At 67.9% G+C, this 12,752-nt stretch carries 15 protein-coding genes; 7 read left to right on the forward strand and 8 right to left on the reverse strand.

The genetic code is table 11. From position 1 onward, the window contains the following. Window positions 1–11: 11 nt before the first annotated feature. Both LWW96_RS13305 and LWW96_RS13310 read right to left on the reverse strand, forming a co-directional pair. Window positions 12–836: a lytic transglycosylase domain-containing protein gene (locus LWW96_RS13305; RefSeq protein WP_291487734.1), complete on the reverse strand. Its 825-nt coding sequence runs from the start codon at window positions 834–836 to the stop codon at window positions 12–14. Between the two features lie 27 nt (window positions 837–863). Next, window positions 864–2,843, reverse strand: a complete 1,980-nt coding sequence (locus LWW96_RS13310; RefSeq protein ID WP_291487736.1) for a DNA topoisomerase IV subunit B — start codon at window positions 2,841–2,843, stop codon at window positions 864–866. Between the two features lie 164 nt (window positions 2,844–3,007). On the opposite strand from LWW96_RS13310, the gene LWW96_RS13315 reads away from it, so the two are divergent. The 6 genes from LWW96_RS13315 to LWW96_RS13340 all read left to right on the forward strand — a co-directional run bounded on the left by LWW96_RS13315 (window position 3,008) and on the right by LWW96_RS13340 (window position 8,124). After that, complete coding sequence (locus LWW96_RS13315; protein ID WP_291487738.1) at window positions 3,008–4,249, forward strand: MFS transporter; 1,242 nt, start codon at window positions 3,008–3,010, stop codon at window positions 4,247–4,249. 26 nt (window positions 4,250–4,275) lie between these two features. Next, complete coding sequence (locus LWW96_RS13320) at window positions 4,276–4,437, forward strand: hypothetical protein (RefSeq protein ID WP_291487803.1); 162 nt, start codon at window positions 4,276–4,278, stop codon at window positions 4,435–4,437. A gap of 154 nt (window positions 4,438–4,591) precedes the next feature. Continuing rightward, complete coding sequence (locus LWW96_RS13325) at window positions 4,592–5,146, forward strand: class I SAM-dependent methyltransferase (RefSeq protein WP_291487740.1); 555 nt, start codon at window positions 4,592–4,594, stop codon at window positions 5,144–5,146. A 30-nt stretch (window positions 5,147–5,176) separates the two neighbouring features. Beyond that, entirely contained in the window at window positions 5,177–6,073 is an 897-nt protein-coding gene (gene dapA, locus LWW96_RS13330; protein WP_291487743.1) for a 4-hydroxy-tetrahydrodipicolinate synthase, read from the forward strand. 50 nt (window positions 6,074–6,123) lie between these two features. Further along, window positions 6,124–7,221, forward strand: a complete 1,098-nt coding sequence (gene bamC / locus LWW96_RS13335) for an outer membrane protein assembly factor BamC (protein ID WP_291487745.1) — start codon at window positions 6,124–6,126, stop codon at window positions 7,219–7,221. 120 nt (window positions 7,222–7,341) lie between these two features. Further along, window positions 7,342–8,124 (forward strand): MBL fold metallo-hydrolase, encoded by a 783-nt coding sequence (locus LWW96_RS13340; RefSeq protein WP_291487747.1) that lies wholly within the window; start codon window positions 7,342–7,344, stop codon window positions 8,122–8,124. A 169-nt stretch (window positions 8,125–8,293) separates the two neighbouring features. On the opposite strand, the gene LWW96_RS13345 is transcribed toward LWW96_RS13340, so the two are convergent. From LWW96_RS13345 to LWW96_RS13355, 3 genes are all read right to left on the reverse strand, one after another. Continuing rightward, a complete protein-coding gene (locus LWW96_RS13345) occupies window positions 8,294–8,548 on the reverse strand; it encodes a hypothetical protein (protein WP_291487749.1) in 255 nt (84 codons plus the stop codon). Between the two features lie 207 nt (window positions 8,549–8,755). Beyond that, on the reverse strand, window positions 8,756–9,301 hold the full coding sequence (locus LWW96_RS13350; protein ID WP_291487751.1) for a hypothetical protein: 546 nt from the start codon (window positions 9,299–9,301) through the stop codon (window positions 8,756–8,758). A gap of 38 nt (window positions 9,302–9,339) precedes the next feature. Then, window positions 9,340–10,464: a cupin domain-containing protein gene (locus LWW96_RS13355; RefSeq protein WP_291487753.1), complete on the reverse strand. Its 1,125-nt coding sequence runs from the start codon at window positions 10,462–10,464 to the stop codon at window positions 9,340–9,342. 53 nt (window positions 10,465–10,517) lie between these two features. Between LWW96_RS13355 and LWW96_RS13360 the strand changes: the two genes are divergently transcribed. After that, window positions 10,518–11,045 (forward strand): peptidylprolyl isomerase, encoded by a 528-nt coding sequence (locus tag LWW96_RS13360; RefSeq protein WP_291487755.1) that lies wholly within the window; start codon window positions 10,518–10,520, stop codon window positions 11,043–11,045. Between the two features lie 55 nt (window positions 11,046–11,100). Here LWW96_RS13360 and LWW96_RS13365 read toward each other — a convergent pair whose 3' ends face one another. The 3 genes from LWW96_RS13365 to LWW96_RS13375 form a co-directional block, all read right to left on the reverse strand. Further along, window positions 11,101–11,601, reverse strand: a complete 501-nt coding sequence (locus tag LWW96_RS13365; RefSeq protein WP_291487757.1) for a glycine zipper 2TM domain-containing protein — start codon at window positions 11,599–11,601, stop codon at window positions 11,101–11,103. Window positions 11,602–11,805: 204 nt separating this feature from the next. Next, entirely contained in the window at window positions 11,806–12,252 is a 447-nt protein-coding gene (dut, locus tag LWW96_RS13370) for a dUTP diphosphatase (protein WP_291487759.1), read from the reverse strand. Continuing rightward, complete coding sequence (locus tag LWW96_RS13375) at window positions 12,242–12,748, reverse strand: hypothetical protein (RefSeq protein WP_291487761.1); 507 nt, start codon at window positions 12,746–12,748, stop codon at window positions 12,242–12,244. Before LWW96_RS13375 ends, dut begins: the two co-directional genes overlap by 11 nt. Window positions 12,749–12,752 lie beyond the last annotated feature (4 nt).

The raw sequence follows: 12,752 nt of genomic DNA on the forward strand, positions 1-12,752 counted from the left end.
GCTAAGAAGGTTCAGTCACGGGCCGCGGGGAACTCCCCCGCTCGCGGCGCCGCCGGGGACGGCAGGTTGCCGCGGAGGTGGGCGCCGCCAGAGATCTCCATGCGCACGCGGCCGGTGGCGGCGCGCTGGGTGCGCACCAGGTCCGGCGGCTTGAGCTGGGCATACAGCCCGAGCACCGTGCGCACGTAGTTCTGGGTTTCCTTGAAGGCGGGAATCTGGTTGCCGGCACGCTGCACGGCCCCCTCCCCCGCGTTGTAGGCCGCCACCGCCAGGTCGATGCGGCCGGGGAACAGGTCCAGCAGGTAGCGCAGGTAGCGCGTGCCGGTGGGCACGTTGACGGCCGGGTCGGCCAGCTTCTGCTCCACGCTGCGGCGGGTGTCGGCGCGCACGCCAAAGCGGCTGGCGGTGTCCGGCATGACCTGCATGAGCCCCACGGCGCCCCGGGGCGAGACGGCTGCGGCGTCAAAGCCGGATTCGGTGGCAATCACGGCCTGCAGGAGCTCGTAGTCCACCCCATGCTGGCTGGCCGCGGCGCGCAGGTGGTGCTTGACGCGCTTGTAGTCCGGCGCAATGTCAAAAAAGGCCCGCAGGCGTGCGCCCTCGGCCGGCAGCGCATGGGGCAGGGACGGTGCGCCCGCGGGCATGTCGCGCGACGAGTCGAACTCATGGCCCCGGAAAAACAGTTCGTACCGCGCGTCCACCTGCTCGGGGGCAAAGTGCGTCACGCCGCGCTCATCCACCCGCGCCCACAGGTCCGCGCGAGCCCTCTGCTGCGCCAGGCACAGCAGCAGGAGGATGAAAACGTGGCGCCAGCGGCCGTGGGTGAGGTAGTGCATCTTGGCGTACTGCAGCCGCCGCAAGCGTCAGATATCGATCTCGACCGCGTCGCCGTGCAGTTCCATCAGTTCCCGGCGCGCCGCGGCTTCGCCCTTGCCCATGAGCTTGGTGATGAGCCCTTCGGTGGCGGCAAAGTCCAGGTTGCCGAACTGCACGGGCAGCAGGCGCCGGGTGTCCGGGTTGAGTGTCGTTTCCCACAATTGTTCCGCGTTCATCTCGCCCAGGCCCTTGAAGCGGCTGATCTGGCATTTCTCGCGCGGCACGCCGTCCTTGGCGCACTTGTCGAGGATGGCGTTGAGTTCGCCGTCGTCCAGCGCGTACATCTTGGCGGCCGGCTTCTTGCCCCGGGCCGGCACATCCACACGGAACAGCGGCGGGCGCGCCACGCACACATGGCCGGCCTCGATGAGCTTGGGAAAATGGCGGAAGAACAGCGTCAGCAGCAGCACCTGGATGTGCGAGCCGTCCACGTCCGCGTCGGAGAGGATGCAGATCTTGCCGTAGCGCAGGCCGCTCAGGTCGGGGCTGTCGGCAGGCCCGTGCGGATCCACGCCGATGGCCACGGAGATGTCGTGGATCTCGTTGTTGGCAAACAGCCGGTCGCGCTCCACCTCCCAGGTGTTGAGCACCTTGCCGCGCAGGGGGAGGACGGCCTGGGTCTCCTTGTCGCGGCCCATCTTGGCGCTGCCGCCGGCCGAATCGCCCTCCACCAGGAACACTTCGTTGTGGCGAATGTCGCGGCTTTCGCAGTCGGTGAGCTTGCCGGGCAGCACGGCCACGCCGGAGCCCTTGCGCTTTTCCACCTTCTGCCCGGCCTTCTGGCGGGTCTGCGCGGCCTTGATGGCCAGTTCGGCCAGCTTCTTGCCGTACTCCACATGCTGGTGCAGCCACAGCTCCAGCGCCGGGCGCACAAAGCCGCTGACCAGCCGCACCGCATCGCGGGAGTTCAGGCGCTCCTTGATCTGGCCCTGGAACTGCGGGTCCAGCACCTTGGCGGACAGCACGTAGCTGGCGCGGGCAAAAACGTCCTCGGGCAGCAGCTTCACGCCCTTGGGGGCCAGGCTGTGCAGCTCGATGAAGCTCTTGACCGCGTTGAACAGGCCGTCGCGCAGGCCGCTGTCGTGCGTGCCGCCGGCGCTGGTGGGAATCAGGTTGACATAGCTCTCGCGCACCGGAGCGCCCTCTTCCGTGAAGGCCACGGCCCAGGCCGCGCCTTCGCCTTCGGCAAAGCTCTCGTTGCCGCTGTCGGCAAAGCCTTCGCCTTCGAACAGCGGAATCACCGGGTCGGCGGAAAGGGTCTGGGCAAGGTAGTCGCGCAGGCCGCCCTTGTACTGCCAGGTCTGGGTGTCGCGCGCTTTCTCGTTGACGAGCTGCACGGTCACGCCCGGCATCAGCACGGCCTTGCTGCGCAGCAGGTGGGTCAGCTCGCCCAGCGGCAGCGTGCTGGATTCAAAGTACTTGGGGTCGGGCCACACGCGCACCGAGGTGCCCTGCTTGCGCTCGCCGGCCTCCAGCGGGCGGACCACCAGGGGCTCCACCACGTCGCCGGCGGAAAACACCAGCCGCGCCGCCTTGCCTTCGCGGAAGCTGGTGACCTCCAGCCGGGTGGCCAGCGCATTGGTGACCGACACCCCCACGCCGTGCAGGCCGCCCGAGAAGCTGTAGGCCCCGCCCTTGCCCTTGTCGAACTTGCCGCCCGCGTGCAGGCGGGTGTAGACCAGCTCGATCACCGGGGCCTTCTCCTCAGGGTGCAGGCCGAACGGGATGCCCCGGCCATCGTCCTCCACGCTCACCGAGCCGTCGGCATGCAGCGTGACGCGGATCTTCTTGCCAAAGCCGGCCAGGGCCTCATCGGCGGCGTTGTCCAGCACCTCCTGGATGATGTGCAGGGGGTTGTCGGTGCGGGTGTACATGCCCGGGCGCTGCTTGACGGGCTCCAGGCCCTTGAGCACGCGGATGGAACCTTCGGAATATTCAGCGGATGCGGAAGCGGGTTTGACTGCCATGGGCGCGGATTGTAGTGCGGCCCCTGCATAAAAGCTGGATATAAAAACAGGCCATCTCTGCGTTGTGACGCCCGAGAGGGGCCGAAACCGCCCTGGGAAGGGCCGGGCCAGCCGGCAACGCCCCTGCCCGGCACAGGGTGAGAAGATTCGTTACATTCCTGCGCATGCCTACGAATCCACCGAAACTGTCCATGGCCCAGGTGCTCGCCTGCGGCGCCGCTGTCGTCACCCTGTCGATGGGCATCCGGCACGGCTTTGGCCTGTGGCTGCTGCCCATCACCCAGGAGATGGGGTGGAACCGCCAGTCGTTCGCGCTGGCCATCGCGGTGCAAAACCTGTCCTGGGGGCTGATCGGCATCTTTGCCGGCATGGTGGCCGACCGGTTCGGCGCTTTCCGCGTGCTGATGGGCGGGGCCGTCCTTTATGGACTGGGCCTGGCGGGCATGGCCCTGTCGCCCACGCCGCTGGTGTTCACGCTGACCGCCGGGGTGCTGATCGGCGCCGCCCAGGCCGGCACCACCTACGCCGTCATCTACGGCGTGCTGGGGCGGCAGATCGCCCCCGAGCGGCGCTCGTGGGCCATGGGCGTGGCCGCGGCGGCGGGCTCCTTCGGGCAGTTCCTGATGGTCCCGGTCGAGGGCTGGCTGATTGCCGGGCTGGGCTGGCAGCAGGCGCTGCTCGCGCTGTCGCTGCTGGTGCTGCTGATCGTGCCCCTGGCGTTCGGCCTGCGCGAGCCGGGCTTCACGGCGGCCGCGGCCTCGGTCCGGCGTGAGCAGACGGTGCTGCAGGCGTTGTCGGAGGCCTTCCGCTATCCCAGCTTCAACCTGCTGATGGCCGGCTACTTCGTGTGCGGCTTTCAGGTGGTGTTCATTGGCGTGCACATGCCCAGCTATCTGAAGGACCACGGCCTCTCGCCCCAGGTCGCCAGCTATGCGCTGGCGCTGATCGGGCTGTTCAATGTGCTGGGCACCTATGTGGCCGGCACGCTGGGCCAGCGCATGCCCAAGCGGCACATCCTGGCCTTCATCTATTTCGCGCGGGCCGTCGCCATCAGCGTGTTCTTGCTCGTGCCGCTGTCGCCGGTATCGGTGTATGTGTTCTCCGCGGTGATGGGATCGCTGTGGCTCTCGACCGTGCCCCCCACCAACGCCACCATCGCGCAGATTTTCGGCGTGCAGCACCTGTCCATGCTGGGCGGCTTCGTGTTCTTCAGCCACCAGATCGGCAGCTTCCTGGGCGTGTGGCTGGGCGGCTATCTGTACGATGCCACCGGCAGCTACGATATCGTGTGGTACATCGCCATCGGCCTGGGCATTTTTGCCGGGCTGGTGAACCTCCCCGTCAAGGAAAGCCCCATCCGCCGCGCCCCGGCCCCCTCGGCCACTTCTGCCACTTCTGCCGCCTGAGTTCGCGCCACTCTTCCCTGCCCATCATGCGCACCCACCCCACTGCCCCACCCTCCGCCCGCCGCACCGGCGGCATGCGCTGGCTGGGCTGGGCCGTGGCGGCGCTGGCCTGCCTAGCCGTCTTCGGCCTCTACACCGCCAGCGACTTCATGGTGATGGTGGCCGACCAGCTGTGGAGCTGCTTCTAGGGATGGTCCGTACGCGTCGAGCGGTCAATGCCCCCACGATGGCTCTCCGGCAGAACGGACAGGGCCCCGGCGCGGCCGGCCAGAATTCGAGAATTTTTGGGCTCCAGCCCTTTTGCAACAAGCGCAAGCAGCTATATTTTTAATAGCAAACCGCATGCACGGAACCGAAGCTCCCTCTGAATGGGTGTGCCGCTGGGCGCACCTCATCCCGCCCCAGGGCCGCGTGCTTGACGTGGCCTGCGGCGCCGGCCGCCATCTGCGCTGGCTCCACGGCCAGGGAATGCAGGTCACGGGGGTGGACCGCTCCCCGGACGCGCTGGCCGCGTGCGAAGGGCTGGGCGAGCTGGTCTGCGCGGACATCGAGAACGGGCCGTGGCCCTTTGCCGGGCGCCAGTTCGATGCGGTGGTGGTCACCCACTACCTGTGGCGCCCCTTGCTGCCCACGCTTGTTGCCAGCGTGGCCGCAGGCGGCGTGCTCCTGTATGAAACTTTTGCGCGCGGCCAGGGCAGCGTGGGCCGGCCCGCGCGGGCCGAGTTCCTGCTGGAGCCCGGCGAGCTGCTGCGCGCCTGCACCGGCCTGCGCGTGGTGGGCTATGAGGACGGCTTCGCGGAAGCACCGGCGCGTTTCGTGCAGCGCGTCACGGCCGTGCGGGAACTCCCGGACACGCAGGCGCCCCACCGACATCTTTTGCCCACGCGCACTCGTTAGAATGCCCTTTTACCGTTCACCACTGCGGACATGACTTCTTCTTCCGTGCCACTCACCGGCAGCATCGTCGCCCTCGTCACCCCCATGCTGGAAGACGGCAGCGTGGACTACCCCACCCTGCGCAAGCTCATCGACTGGCATATCGCCGAAGGCACCGACTGCATTGGCGTGGTGGGTACCACCGGCGAATCGCCCACGGTGAACGTGGAAGAGCACTGCGAAATCATCCGCGTGGCGGTGGAACAGTCCGCCAAGCGCGTGCCCATCATGGCCGGCTGCGGCGCCAACTCCACGGCTGAAGCCATCGAACTGGCCAAGTTCGCCAAGAAGGTGGGCGCCGATAGCCAGCTGCAGGTCGTCCCCTACTACAACAAGCCCACGCAAGAGGGCCAGTACCAGCACTTCAAGGCCATCGCCGAAGCCACGGGCGACCTGCCCATCGTGCTGTACAACGTGCCCGGCCGCTCGGTAGCCGATATGCAGCACGACACCGTGCTGCGCCTGGCCCAGGTGCCCGGCATCATCGGCATCAAGGAAGCCACCGGCAACATCGAGCGGGCGCAGTGGCTCATCCGCGACGTGCCCAAGGGCTTTGGCGTGTACTCGGGCGACGACCCCACCGCCGTGGCCCTCATGCTGTGCGGCGGCCAGGGCAACATCAGCGTGACAGCCAATGTGGCGCCGCGCCTGATGCACGAACTGTGCGTGGCAGCCATTGCGGGCAACGTGCGCCGGGCCATGGAAATCCAGTTCCAGCTCATGCCCGTGCACAAGCACCTGTTCGTGGAAGCCAACCCCATTCCCGTGAAGTGGGCCATGGCCCGCATGGGACTGTGCGGCGGCACGATGCGCCTGCCCATGACCCCGCTGTCCCACGGCAACGAAGCCATCGTCGAGTCCGCGCTGCGCACCAGCGGCCTGCTCTGAACCCGGGCCGCGCCCGCTCCCTGAGACACCACTCTCCCGAGGATTTCCGCGTGAAAGCTGCTACCACCCGTCTGGGCCTGCTGGCCCTTGCCATGGCCCTGTCTGCCTGCGCCGCCCTGGAAGGGGACAAGATCGACTACAAGAGCGCCGCCAAGGGCTCGACCCTGGAGGTCCCTCCCGATCTGACGCAGCTGTCGCGCGACTCGCGCTACGCCGTGCCGGGCGGAACGGTCTCCGCCGCCGCCCTGCAGGCGGGCCAGGCCGCCCAGCCCTCGGGCACCGCCAATGCCGCCGCCCTGCAACTGGGCGACGTGCGCATCGAACGCGATGGCAACCAGCGCTGGCTGGTGGTGAACCGCCCGGCCGACAAGCTGTGGGAGCCGGTGCGCGACTTCTGGCAGGAGAACGGCTTCAACCTCGACCAGGCCGACGCCAATGTGGGCATCATGGAAACGGACTGGGCCGAGAACCGTGCCAAGCTGCCCCAGGATTTCATCCGCTCGACCATCGGCAAGCTGATGGACTCCCTGTACTCCACCGGCGAACGCGACAAGTTCCGCACGCGCCTGGAGCGCACGGCCAACGGCGGCACCGAGATCTACATCACCCACCGCGGGATGATCGAGGTCTACAACACCCAGGCCAAGGACAACACCGTCTGGCAGCCCCGCCCGTCCGACCCCGAGCTGGAAACCGAATTCCTGCGCCGCCTGATGGTCAAGCTGGGCGTGAGCCAGGAGCAATCCAAGGCCGTGGCCGCCGCGCCTGCCGCGCCCCGTGCGCAGGCCGCCCGCATGGCCACCGTGGGCAACCAGCCGGTGGTCCAGCTGGACGAGGGCTTTGACCGCGCATGGCGCCGCGTGGGCCTGGCTCTGGACCGCACCGGCTTCACCGTCGAAGACCGCAACCGCAATGAAGGCACGTACTTCGTGCGCTACGTGGCCCCCAATGCGGACAAGAAGGAACCCGGCTTCTTCGGCAAGCTGTTCAGTGGCTCGTCGGCCGCCACGCCGCCCCTGAAGTACCGCATCGTCGTGCGCAGCCAGGGCGACGCCAGCACCGTGTCGGTGCTCAACGAAGCTGGCGCACCCGAGACCTCGGCCAACGCCGAGCGCATCGTGCGCGTGATTGCCGACGACCTGAAGTAAACCCAGCCGCGCCTGCGCGGCCCGGCCGTGCGCACGCCCCTCCCCGGGGCGACCGCGTGCGCCGGCGCTGGCGGACGGTGGCGTCAATTCCCCCTCAACGCCTTCGTTCGCCCTCTGCACATGCTGCGATTCAAGAACCTGGGCAGCGGCAGCACGGGCAATGCCACCGTGGTGGAGGGCCGCAGCGGGACGCAAGTGGCCCGGCTGCTGGTGGACTGCGGGCTGGGCATCCGGCAGCTGCAGGCGCGCCTGGCACAGGCAGCGCTGGGCATTGAAGACCTGGACGCCCTTTTCATCACCCACGAGCACTCCGACCACATCGGTTGCGCCCGCGCCGTGGCAACGCGGTTCCGCATTCCGGTGTGGATGAGCCAGGGCACCTACCTGGCCCTGGGCGAGCCGGACTTCGACGGCATGCTGCGCATCGCCCACGACATGGAGCCGCTGGACCTGGGCGCCTTCGGCGCGCTGCCGTTCGCCGTGCCGCACGACGCCCGCGAGCCGCTGCAGCTGCGCTGTTCGGACGGCGCGACCCATGTGGGCATCGTCACCGACCTGGGTCACGCCAGCGAACATGTGCTGCAGCAGCTGCAGGGCTGCCACGCCCTGATGATCGAAGCCAACCACGACCCGGAATTGCTGCAAAACTCCAGCTACCCCCTGTTCCTGAAGCGGCGGGTGGGGGGTCTCTACGGGCACCTGGCCAACACCGCGACGGCAGGCATTCTCCAGGCCGTCCGGCACCCGGGCCTGCGGTGCGTGGTGGCGGCGCACCTCAGTGCGCGCAACAACGTCCCCGCCCTGGCGCAGCAAGCACTGGGCGCGGCCCTGGACTGGCCCGCCGAGGCCATCCAGGTGGCCAGCCCGACCACCGGCACCGCCTGGATGGGGGAAGCCTTTTAGGCCCGCACCTTTGCTGAGAGGCGCGCCGGCGCTGACACCGGCAGCGAGCCCCTGCGAGACAAGGGCCGCCCAAAAAGGGGGCGGCCGAAAACAAAAAAGCCCCGACCTTGCGGTACGGGGCTTTCGGGTGTGCGGGCCTCTCGGTCCGCCCTACCGCGAAGACAAGCGCTTACTTGGCTGCGGATGCACCAGCGGCTGCGGAAGCAGCTGCGTCGGCAGCAGCCTTGGCAGCGTCAGCAGCAGGAGCGGCTTCGGAAGCAGCAGGAGCGGCGGGAGCGGCTTCGGAAGCAGCAGGAGCGGGAGCGGCAGCAGGCGCTTCCACTGCAGGAGCGGGAGCCGGTGCAGGAGCGGGCTCTTCCTTCTTGCCGCAGGCGGCGAGGGCAGCAGCAGCGATCAGGGCGGCCAGAACGAGAGAATTCTTCATTTCGATTTTCCTATTTGGACAGACAGAATCTTGAAAAGCCACGGCGTCAGGCTCCTGGAAGCCCCGGCACGCATGGACGGTGCGCTTGGCTTGCACCACTTCGGCGCAGCCATCGATTATATTGGCTTTCAGTCAATAGTGGCTAACACTGACGAAACCTTTACGTCCACTTGACACGGCACAAAGCAAAAAATAGTAAGCCACGACTCACAGTCCCAGCGTCGATGCGGGGAATCCCGGCGCGCTCTTGCTGCGCAGCCATTCACCGAGGGTTTCCCGCAGCAGCACCCGGCGCTCCGGCTCTGCTCCGGTAATGCCCACGCACCGCACGGGATCGAGCCGCTGCAGGACCCACTGCGGGGACCACAGCACGCTGGGAATGTCCAGCGGGTCGGCCGCGGGGCTGCGGCGGCAGGTAATGATGTGGTCCCAGGTGCCCCGCCACCGCACAAACCGCGGATGCCGGCGCACCACCTCGTCGTAGCTGCAGGCCAGCATCGTGAAGCGCCGGCCGCTGTGCGCCCATTCCTGCAGCGATTCCATCACGCTGCGCTCGCCCAGCGGCCAGTCGTGGAAGTTCGCGTCACTGATGACGATTTCCTTCCACCCTTCGCGCGCCGCCGTGGCCAGCGCGTCACGCACCAGCTGGACAAACGCGTCACGGCCGCTGAAGCGGCCCACCGGCAAGCCCTGGACCCCAGGGGGCTGGGTTGCAGAGCCCGGCGGCGATGCCGGAGAGGGAGCGTCAGTCATCAGATGTCTCCTGTGCGGTGCCCGTCCGGTCCCGCGGTTCAGCCGGCCCAGGGCTGGGCCCAGCCCGCATCGCACCAGGACGACAGCAACTCCAGGGCGTCGTCACTGGCGCGCGCCAGCTCGCGGGCGGTCAGTTGCCGCACATCGGCCAGGCGGCGCATGAGCGTCGCGTCGCGGCCGCCGGCACGGTAGCTTTCCCCGTTGATGAACACATGGTGCGCGTCATACATCATGCGGGTGCGGCGGTCCAGGCGCACCCCTTCCAGCATCACGCCAGATTCGCCGGGTTCAAACCACACGTTGGGCTTGGGTTCGGTCAGGTACTCGCCCAGCGCACGCTCGAGCACCAGCGGCTGGGCCAGTGCGCGGTCCAGCGCCTCGCGCGCGAAGCCCTGCAGTGCCGGCGGAATGGCGCCCGGCTGCTCCACGGCCTCCTGCCGCGCATCGCGGTACAGCAGCGGCTTGTCCTCGTCCCCCGCATCTTCGGCCAGCCGCACGAGCAGCTCCTGCGCCAGTTCGGCCCGTGACGGAACCTTGAAGCCGACCGAATACGTCATGCATTCGCCCTCGGCAATGCCATCGTGGGCATACCCCGGGGGCAGGTAGAGCATGTCGCCGGGCTCCAGCACATATTCCTCCTCCGGCTCGAACTTCGCCAGTACCTTGAGGGGGATGCCCTCGCGCAGCTTCAGCTCCTTCTGGCGCCCGATGCGCCAGCGCCGCTTGCCGTGGGCCTGCAGCAAAAACACGTCGTAGCTGTCGAAATGCGGACCCACCCCCCCGCCATCGGTGGCATAGCTGATCATGAGGTCATCCAGCCGCGCCTCCGGGACAAAACGGAACTGCTGCATCAGCGCGTGCACGGCGTCGTTGTGCAAGTCCACGCCCTGGACCAGCAACGTCCACTGGGGCTGGCTCAGCGCTGGCAGCGAGCGGCGCGCAAACGGGCCGTGGCGCAGCTTCCACACGCCCTTGGCGGACTGCACCAGACGCGACTCCACACCGTCCTGGGCCGCCAACGCAAACAGCTCGGACCGCAGCACGGGCGGCGCAAACTGCGCGATGGCCTGGCGCACCAGCAAAGGCTTTTTCTGCCAATGGCGGCGCATGAATTGGGCGGGGGAGAGCCCCCCGAGGAGGGGCAGGGATTGCTGGGTGTCCATGGAGGCAATTGCCCGTTTGACGGGCTGGTGGGTCGAACTGCGACAATTCTCCTATGGAAATCACCCAACAATGTGTGGTCGCACTGACCTGGACGCTCAAAGACACGCTGGGCGAAGAACTGGATGTTCTGGACGAGCCCGTGGAATTCTTGGTGGGGGGCGATGACCTCCTGCCCCGCATCGAAGAAGCCCTGCAAGGGCACGGGCCAGGCGCCACCCTCGCCCTGCACCTGGAGCCGGAAGACGCCTTTGGCGATTTCAACGACCAGCTGCTCTTTCTGGAGAGCCGCGCCCTGTTCCCGGCAGAAATTGAAGAAGGCATGACCTTCGAGGGCAGCGCCCTGCCGGCGGAATGCAACCCGGCGGCGCCCCGCGCCGGAGTGCTCTACACGGTGGCCGAGATCTACCCCGAGCACATCGTGCTGGACGGCAACCATCCCCTGGCAGGCATTGCGCTACGCCTGCAACTGCGCGTGCATGCGGTGCGCGATGCCACCGAAGAGGAGATCGGTCGCGGCAGCGCCGGAACCGGATTCTTCCGCGTCCATGCCCAGGCCCCGGGCAACGATCTGCTGCACTGATGGGAAGTGCATGCGCCGGCAAGTCTGAAGGCTCGCCGGCGTACCGCCGCGCTGCTTACAGGCGGGACAGCTGGCCGTTGTAGAGGCGCACGCGATCGCCGATGCGCAGGTCGCCGGGGTGCGGCACGTCATAGACGCGGTAGCCGCCCTGGTCCAGTTGCACCGAGATGCGGTAGCCCTGCGCTTCCTGGGCGTTGTTGCGGCCTTCGATGGCATTGCCTGCCAGGGCGCCGCCCACCACGCCCACGCCCGTGGCGGCCGCGCGCCCCGAGCCCTTGCCGATCTGGTTGCCCAGCACGCCGCCCACCACCGCACCGATCACGGCACCGGCGCCCGAGGTGCCCTGCGAGCGGCCTTGCAGCACTTCGATGTTGGACACGCGGCCGTACTCGGTGCCTTGGGGATTATTCGGGTACGCCGGCGCGGTCTGGTAGCCGCCGGAGTAGCCACCCGAGTATTGCGGTGCGGGCGCCGGCCGGTTGTGGCCGCACGCGGCGAGGGAACCCGCCAGGACCAGGGTGCCTGCAATGGCGAGGGGACGTTGGATCTTCAGCATATTCAGTACTCCTTTTTGTGAGGGCTGGCGCACGGCCCGCCAGAAGCGGAAAGGGGAGCCTTGTTGCGCATGGCTTGATTGGAACAACGCAGTAGCTTCCCACGCCGTAGACACAGGGGCAGACGACCCGTCGGTAACAGAGCCTTCGAAACGTAAGCCCTGTCCGACAAGTGTGCCCGCCCCTTCAGCAAGAACAGCGCAGACTCACGCCTTGCCCGTCGATCCGTAGCCCCCCTCGCCCCGCTGCGTGGCGGCGAACTCGGTGACCACATTGAAGCGGGCCTGCACTACGGGCACGATGACCAGTTGTGCCAGGCGCTCCATGGGCTCCAGCGTGAAGGCGGTGTCGCTGCGGTTCCAGGCGCTGACCATGAGCTGGCCCTGGTAGTCGCTGTCAATCAAACCCACCAGGTTGCCCAGCACGATGCCGTGCTTGTGCCCAAGCCCCGAGCGCGGGAGGATGAGCGCGGCATAGCCGGGGTCCTTGAGGTACATCGCAATGCCGGTGGGCACCAGCTGCCAGGCATTGGGCTGCAGGGTGAGCGAGGCGTCCAGGCAGGCGCGCAGGTCCAGGCCGGCACTGCCGGGCGTGGCGTAGGCGGGAAGCTGGTCCGCCATGCGCGGGTCAAGAATCTTGATGTCAATGTTCACTGCGTTTTTTCTTTCCTTGTGGGTTGTTCTGCGGGCGAGTCTGCCGCTGCGTTGGCCCGGTCTGTGCGGCGCGCCGCGGTGCCGCGGCGGATTGCGCCACGCGGGCCGCCACCCCGGGCAGCGACTCGGCCAGCCAGCCCAGCCCCCACCAGGCTATGCCCATCACGACCAGGCCGGGCAACGAACCGTGGCGGAAGAAGAACAAGGCGACAGCATGCCCCAGGACGAGCAGCAACACGACAGCCCGCACGGCACGCAACACGCCGGCCACCGGCTGAAGTGCCTGGGCAAGGTCCGGCAGGCCTGTCGCAGCCACCGGAGCAGCCGGTGCGCGCAGCGCGTCCACCGCAGACGGCGGTGGCGCGGCTGCCGACGACCGTGCGGCATGCCCACCCTGCACGGGAGTGGGCGCAGGCGCGGTGAGGCGCTCCACATACCGGGCGAAATCGCCATCCGCAGGCGTGTCCCATTCCGGCTTCGTGGCACCTGTCTTCATGGGG

Source organism: Acidovorax sp., assembly GCF_021287135.1.
In the GTDB taxonomy this organism is placed as follows: domain Bacteria; phylum Pseudomonadota; class Gammaproteobacteria; order Burkholderiales; family Burkholderiaceae_C; genus Acidovorax.

Bases quoted from the DNA above. Each gene is read 5' to 3' on its own strand.
- LWW96_RS13305 (WP_291487734.1), bottom strand. From the start codon at position 836: ATGCACTACCTCACCCACGGCCGCTGGCGCCACGTTTTCATCCTCCTG.
- LWW96_RS13310 (WP_291487736.1), bottom strand. From the start codon at position 2,843: ATGGCAGTCAAACCCGCTTCCGCATCCGCTGAATATTCCGAAGGTTCC.
- LWW96_RS13315 (WP_291487738.1), top strand. From the start codon at position 3,008: ATGCCTACGAATCCACCGAAACTGTCCATGGCCCAGGTGCTCGCCTGC.
- LWW96_RS13320 (WP_291487803.1), top strand. From the start codon at position 4,276: ATGCGCACCCACCCCACTGCCCCACCCTCCGCCCGCCGCACCGGCGGC.
- LWW96_RS13325 (WP_291487740.1), top strand. From the start codon at position 4,592: ATGCACGGAACCGAAGCTCCCTCTGAATGGGTGTGCCGCTGGGCGCAC.
- dapA (WP_291487743.1), top strand. From the start codon at position 5,177: ATGACTTCTTCTTCCGTGCCACTCACCGGCAGCATCGTCGCCCTCGTC.
- LWW96_RS13340 (WP_291487747.1), top strand. From the start codon at position 7,342: ATGCTGCGATTCAAGAACCTGGGCAGCGGCAGCACGGGCAATGCCACC.
- LWW96_RS13345 (WP_291487749.1), bottom strand. From the start codon at position 8,548: ATGAAGAATTCTCTCGTTCTGGCCGCCCTGATCGCTGCTGCTGCCCTC.
- LWW96_RS13350 (WP_291487751.1), bottom strand. From the start codon at position 9,301: ATGACTGACGCTCCCTCTCCGGCATCGCCGCCGGGCTCTGCAACCCAG.
- LWW96_RS13355 (WP_291487753.1), bottom strand. From the start codon at position 10,464: ATGGACACCCAGCAATCCCTGCCCCTCCTCGGGGGGCTCTCCCCCGCC.
- LWW96_RS13360 (WP_291487755.1), top strand. From the start codon at position 10,518: ATGGAAATCACCCAACAATGTGTGGTCGCACTGACCTGGACGCTCAAA.
- LWW96_RS13365 (WP_291487757.1), bottom strand. From the start codon at position 11,601: ATGCTGAAGATCCAACGTCCCCTCGCCATTGCAGGCACCCTGGTCCTG.
- LWW96_RS13375 (WP_291487761.1), bottom strand. From the start codon at position 12,748: ATGAAGACAGGTGCCACGAAGCCGGAATGGGACACGCCTGCGGATGGC.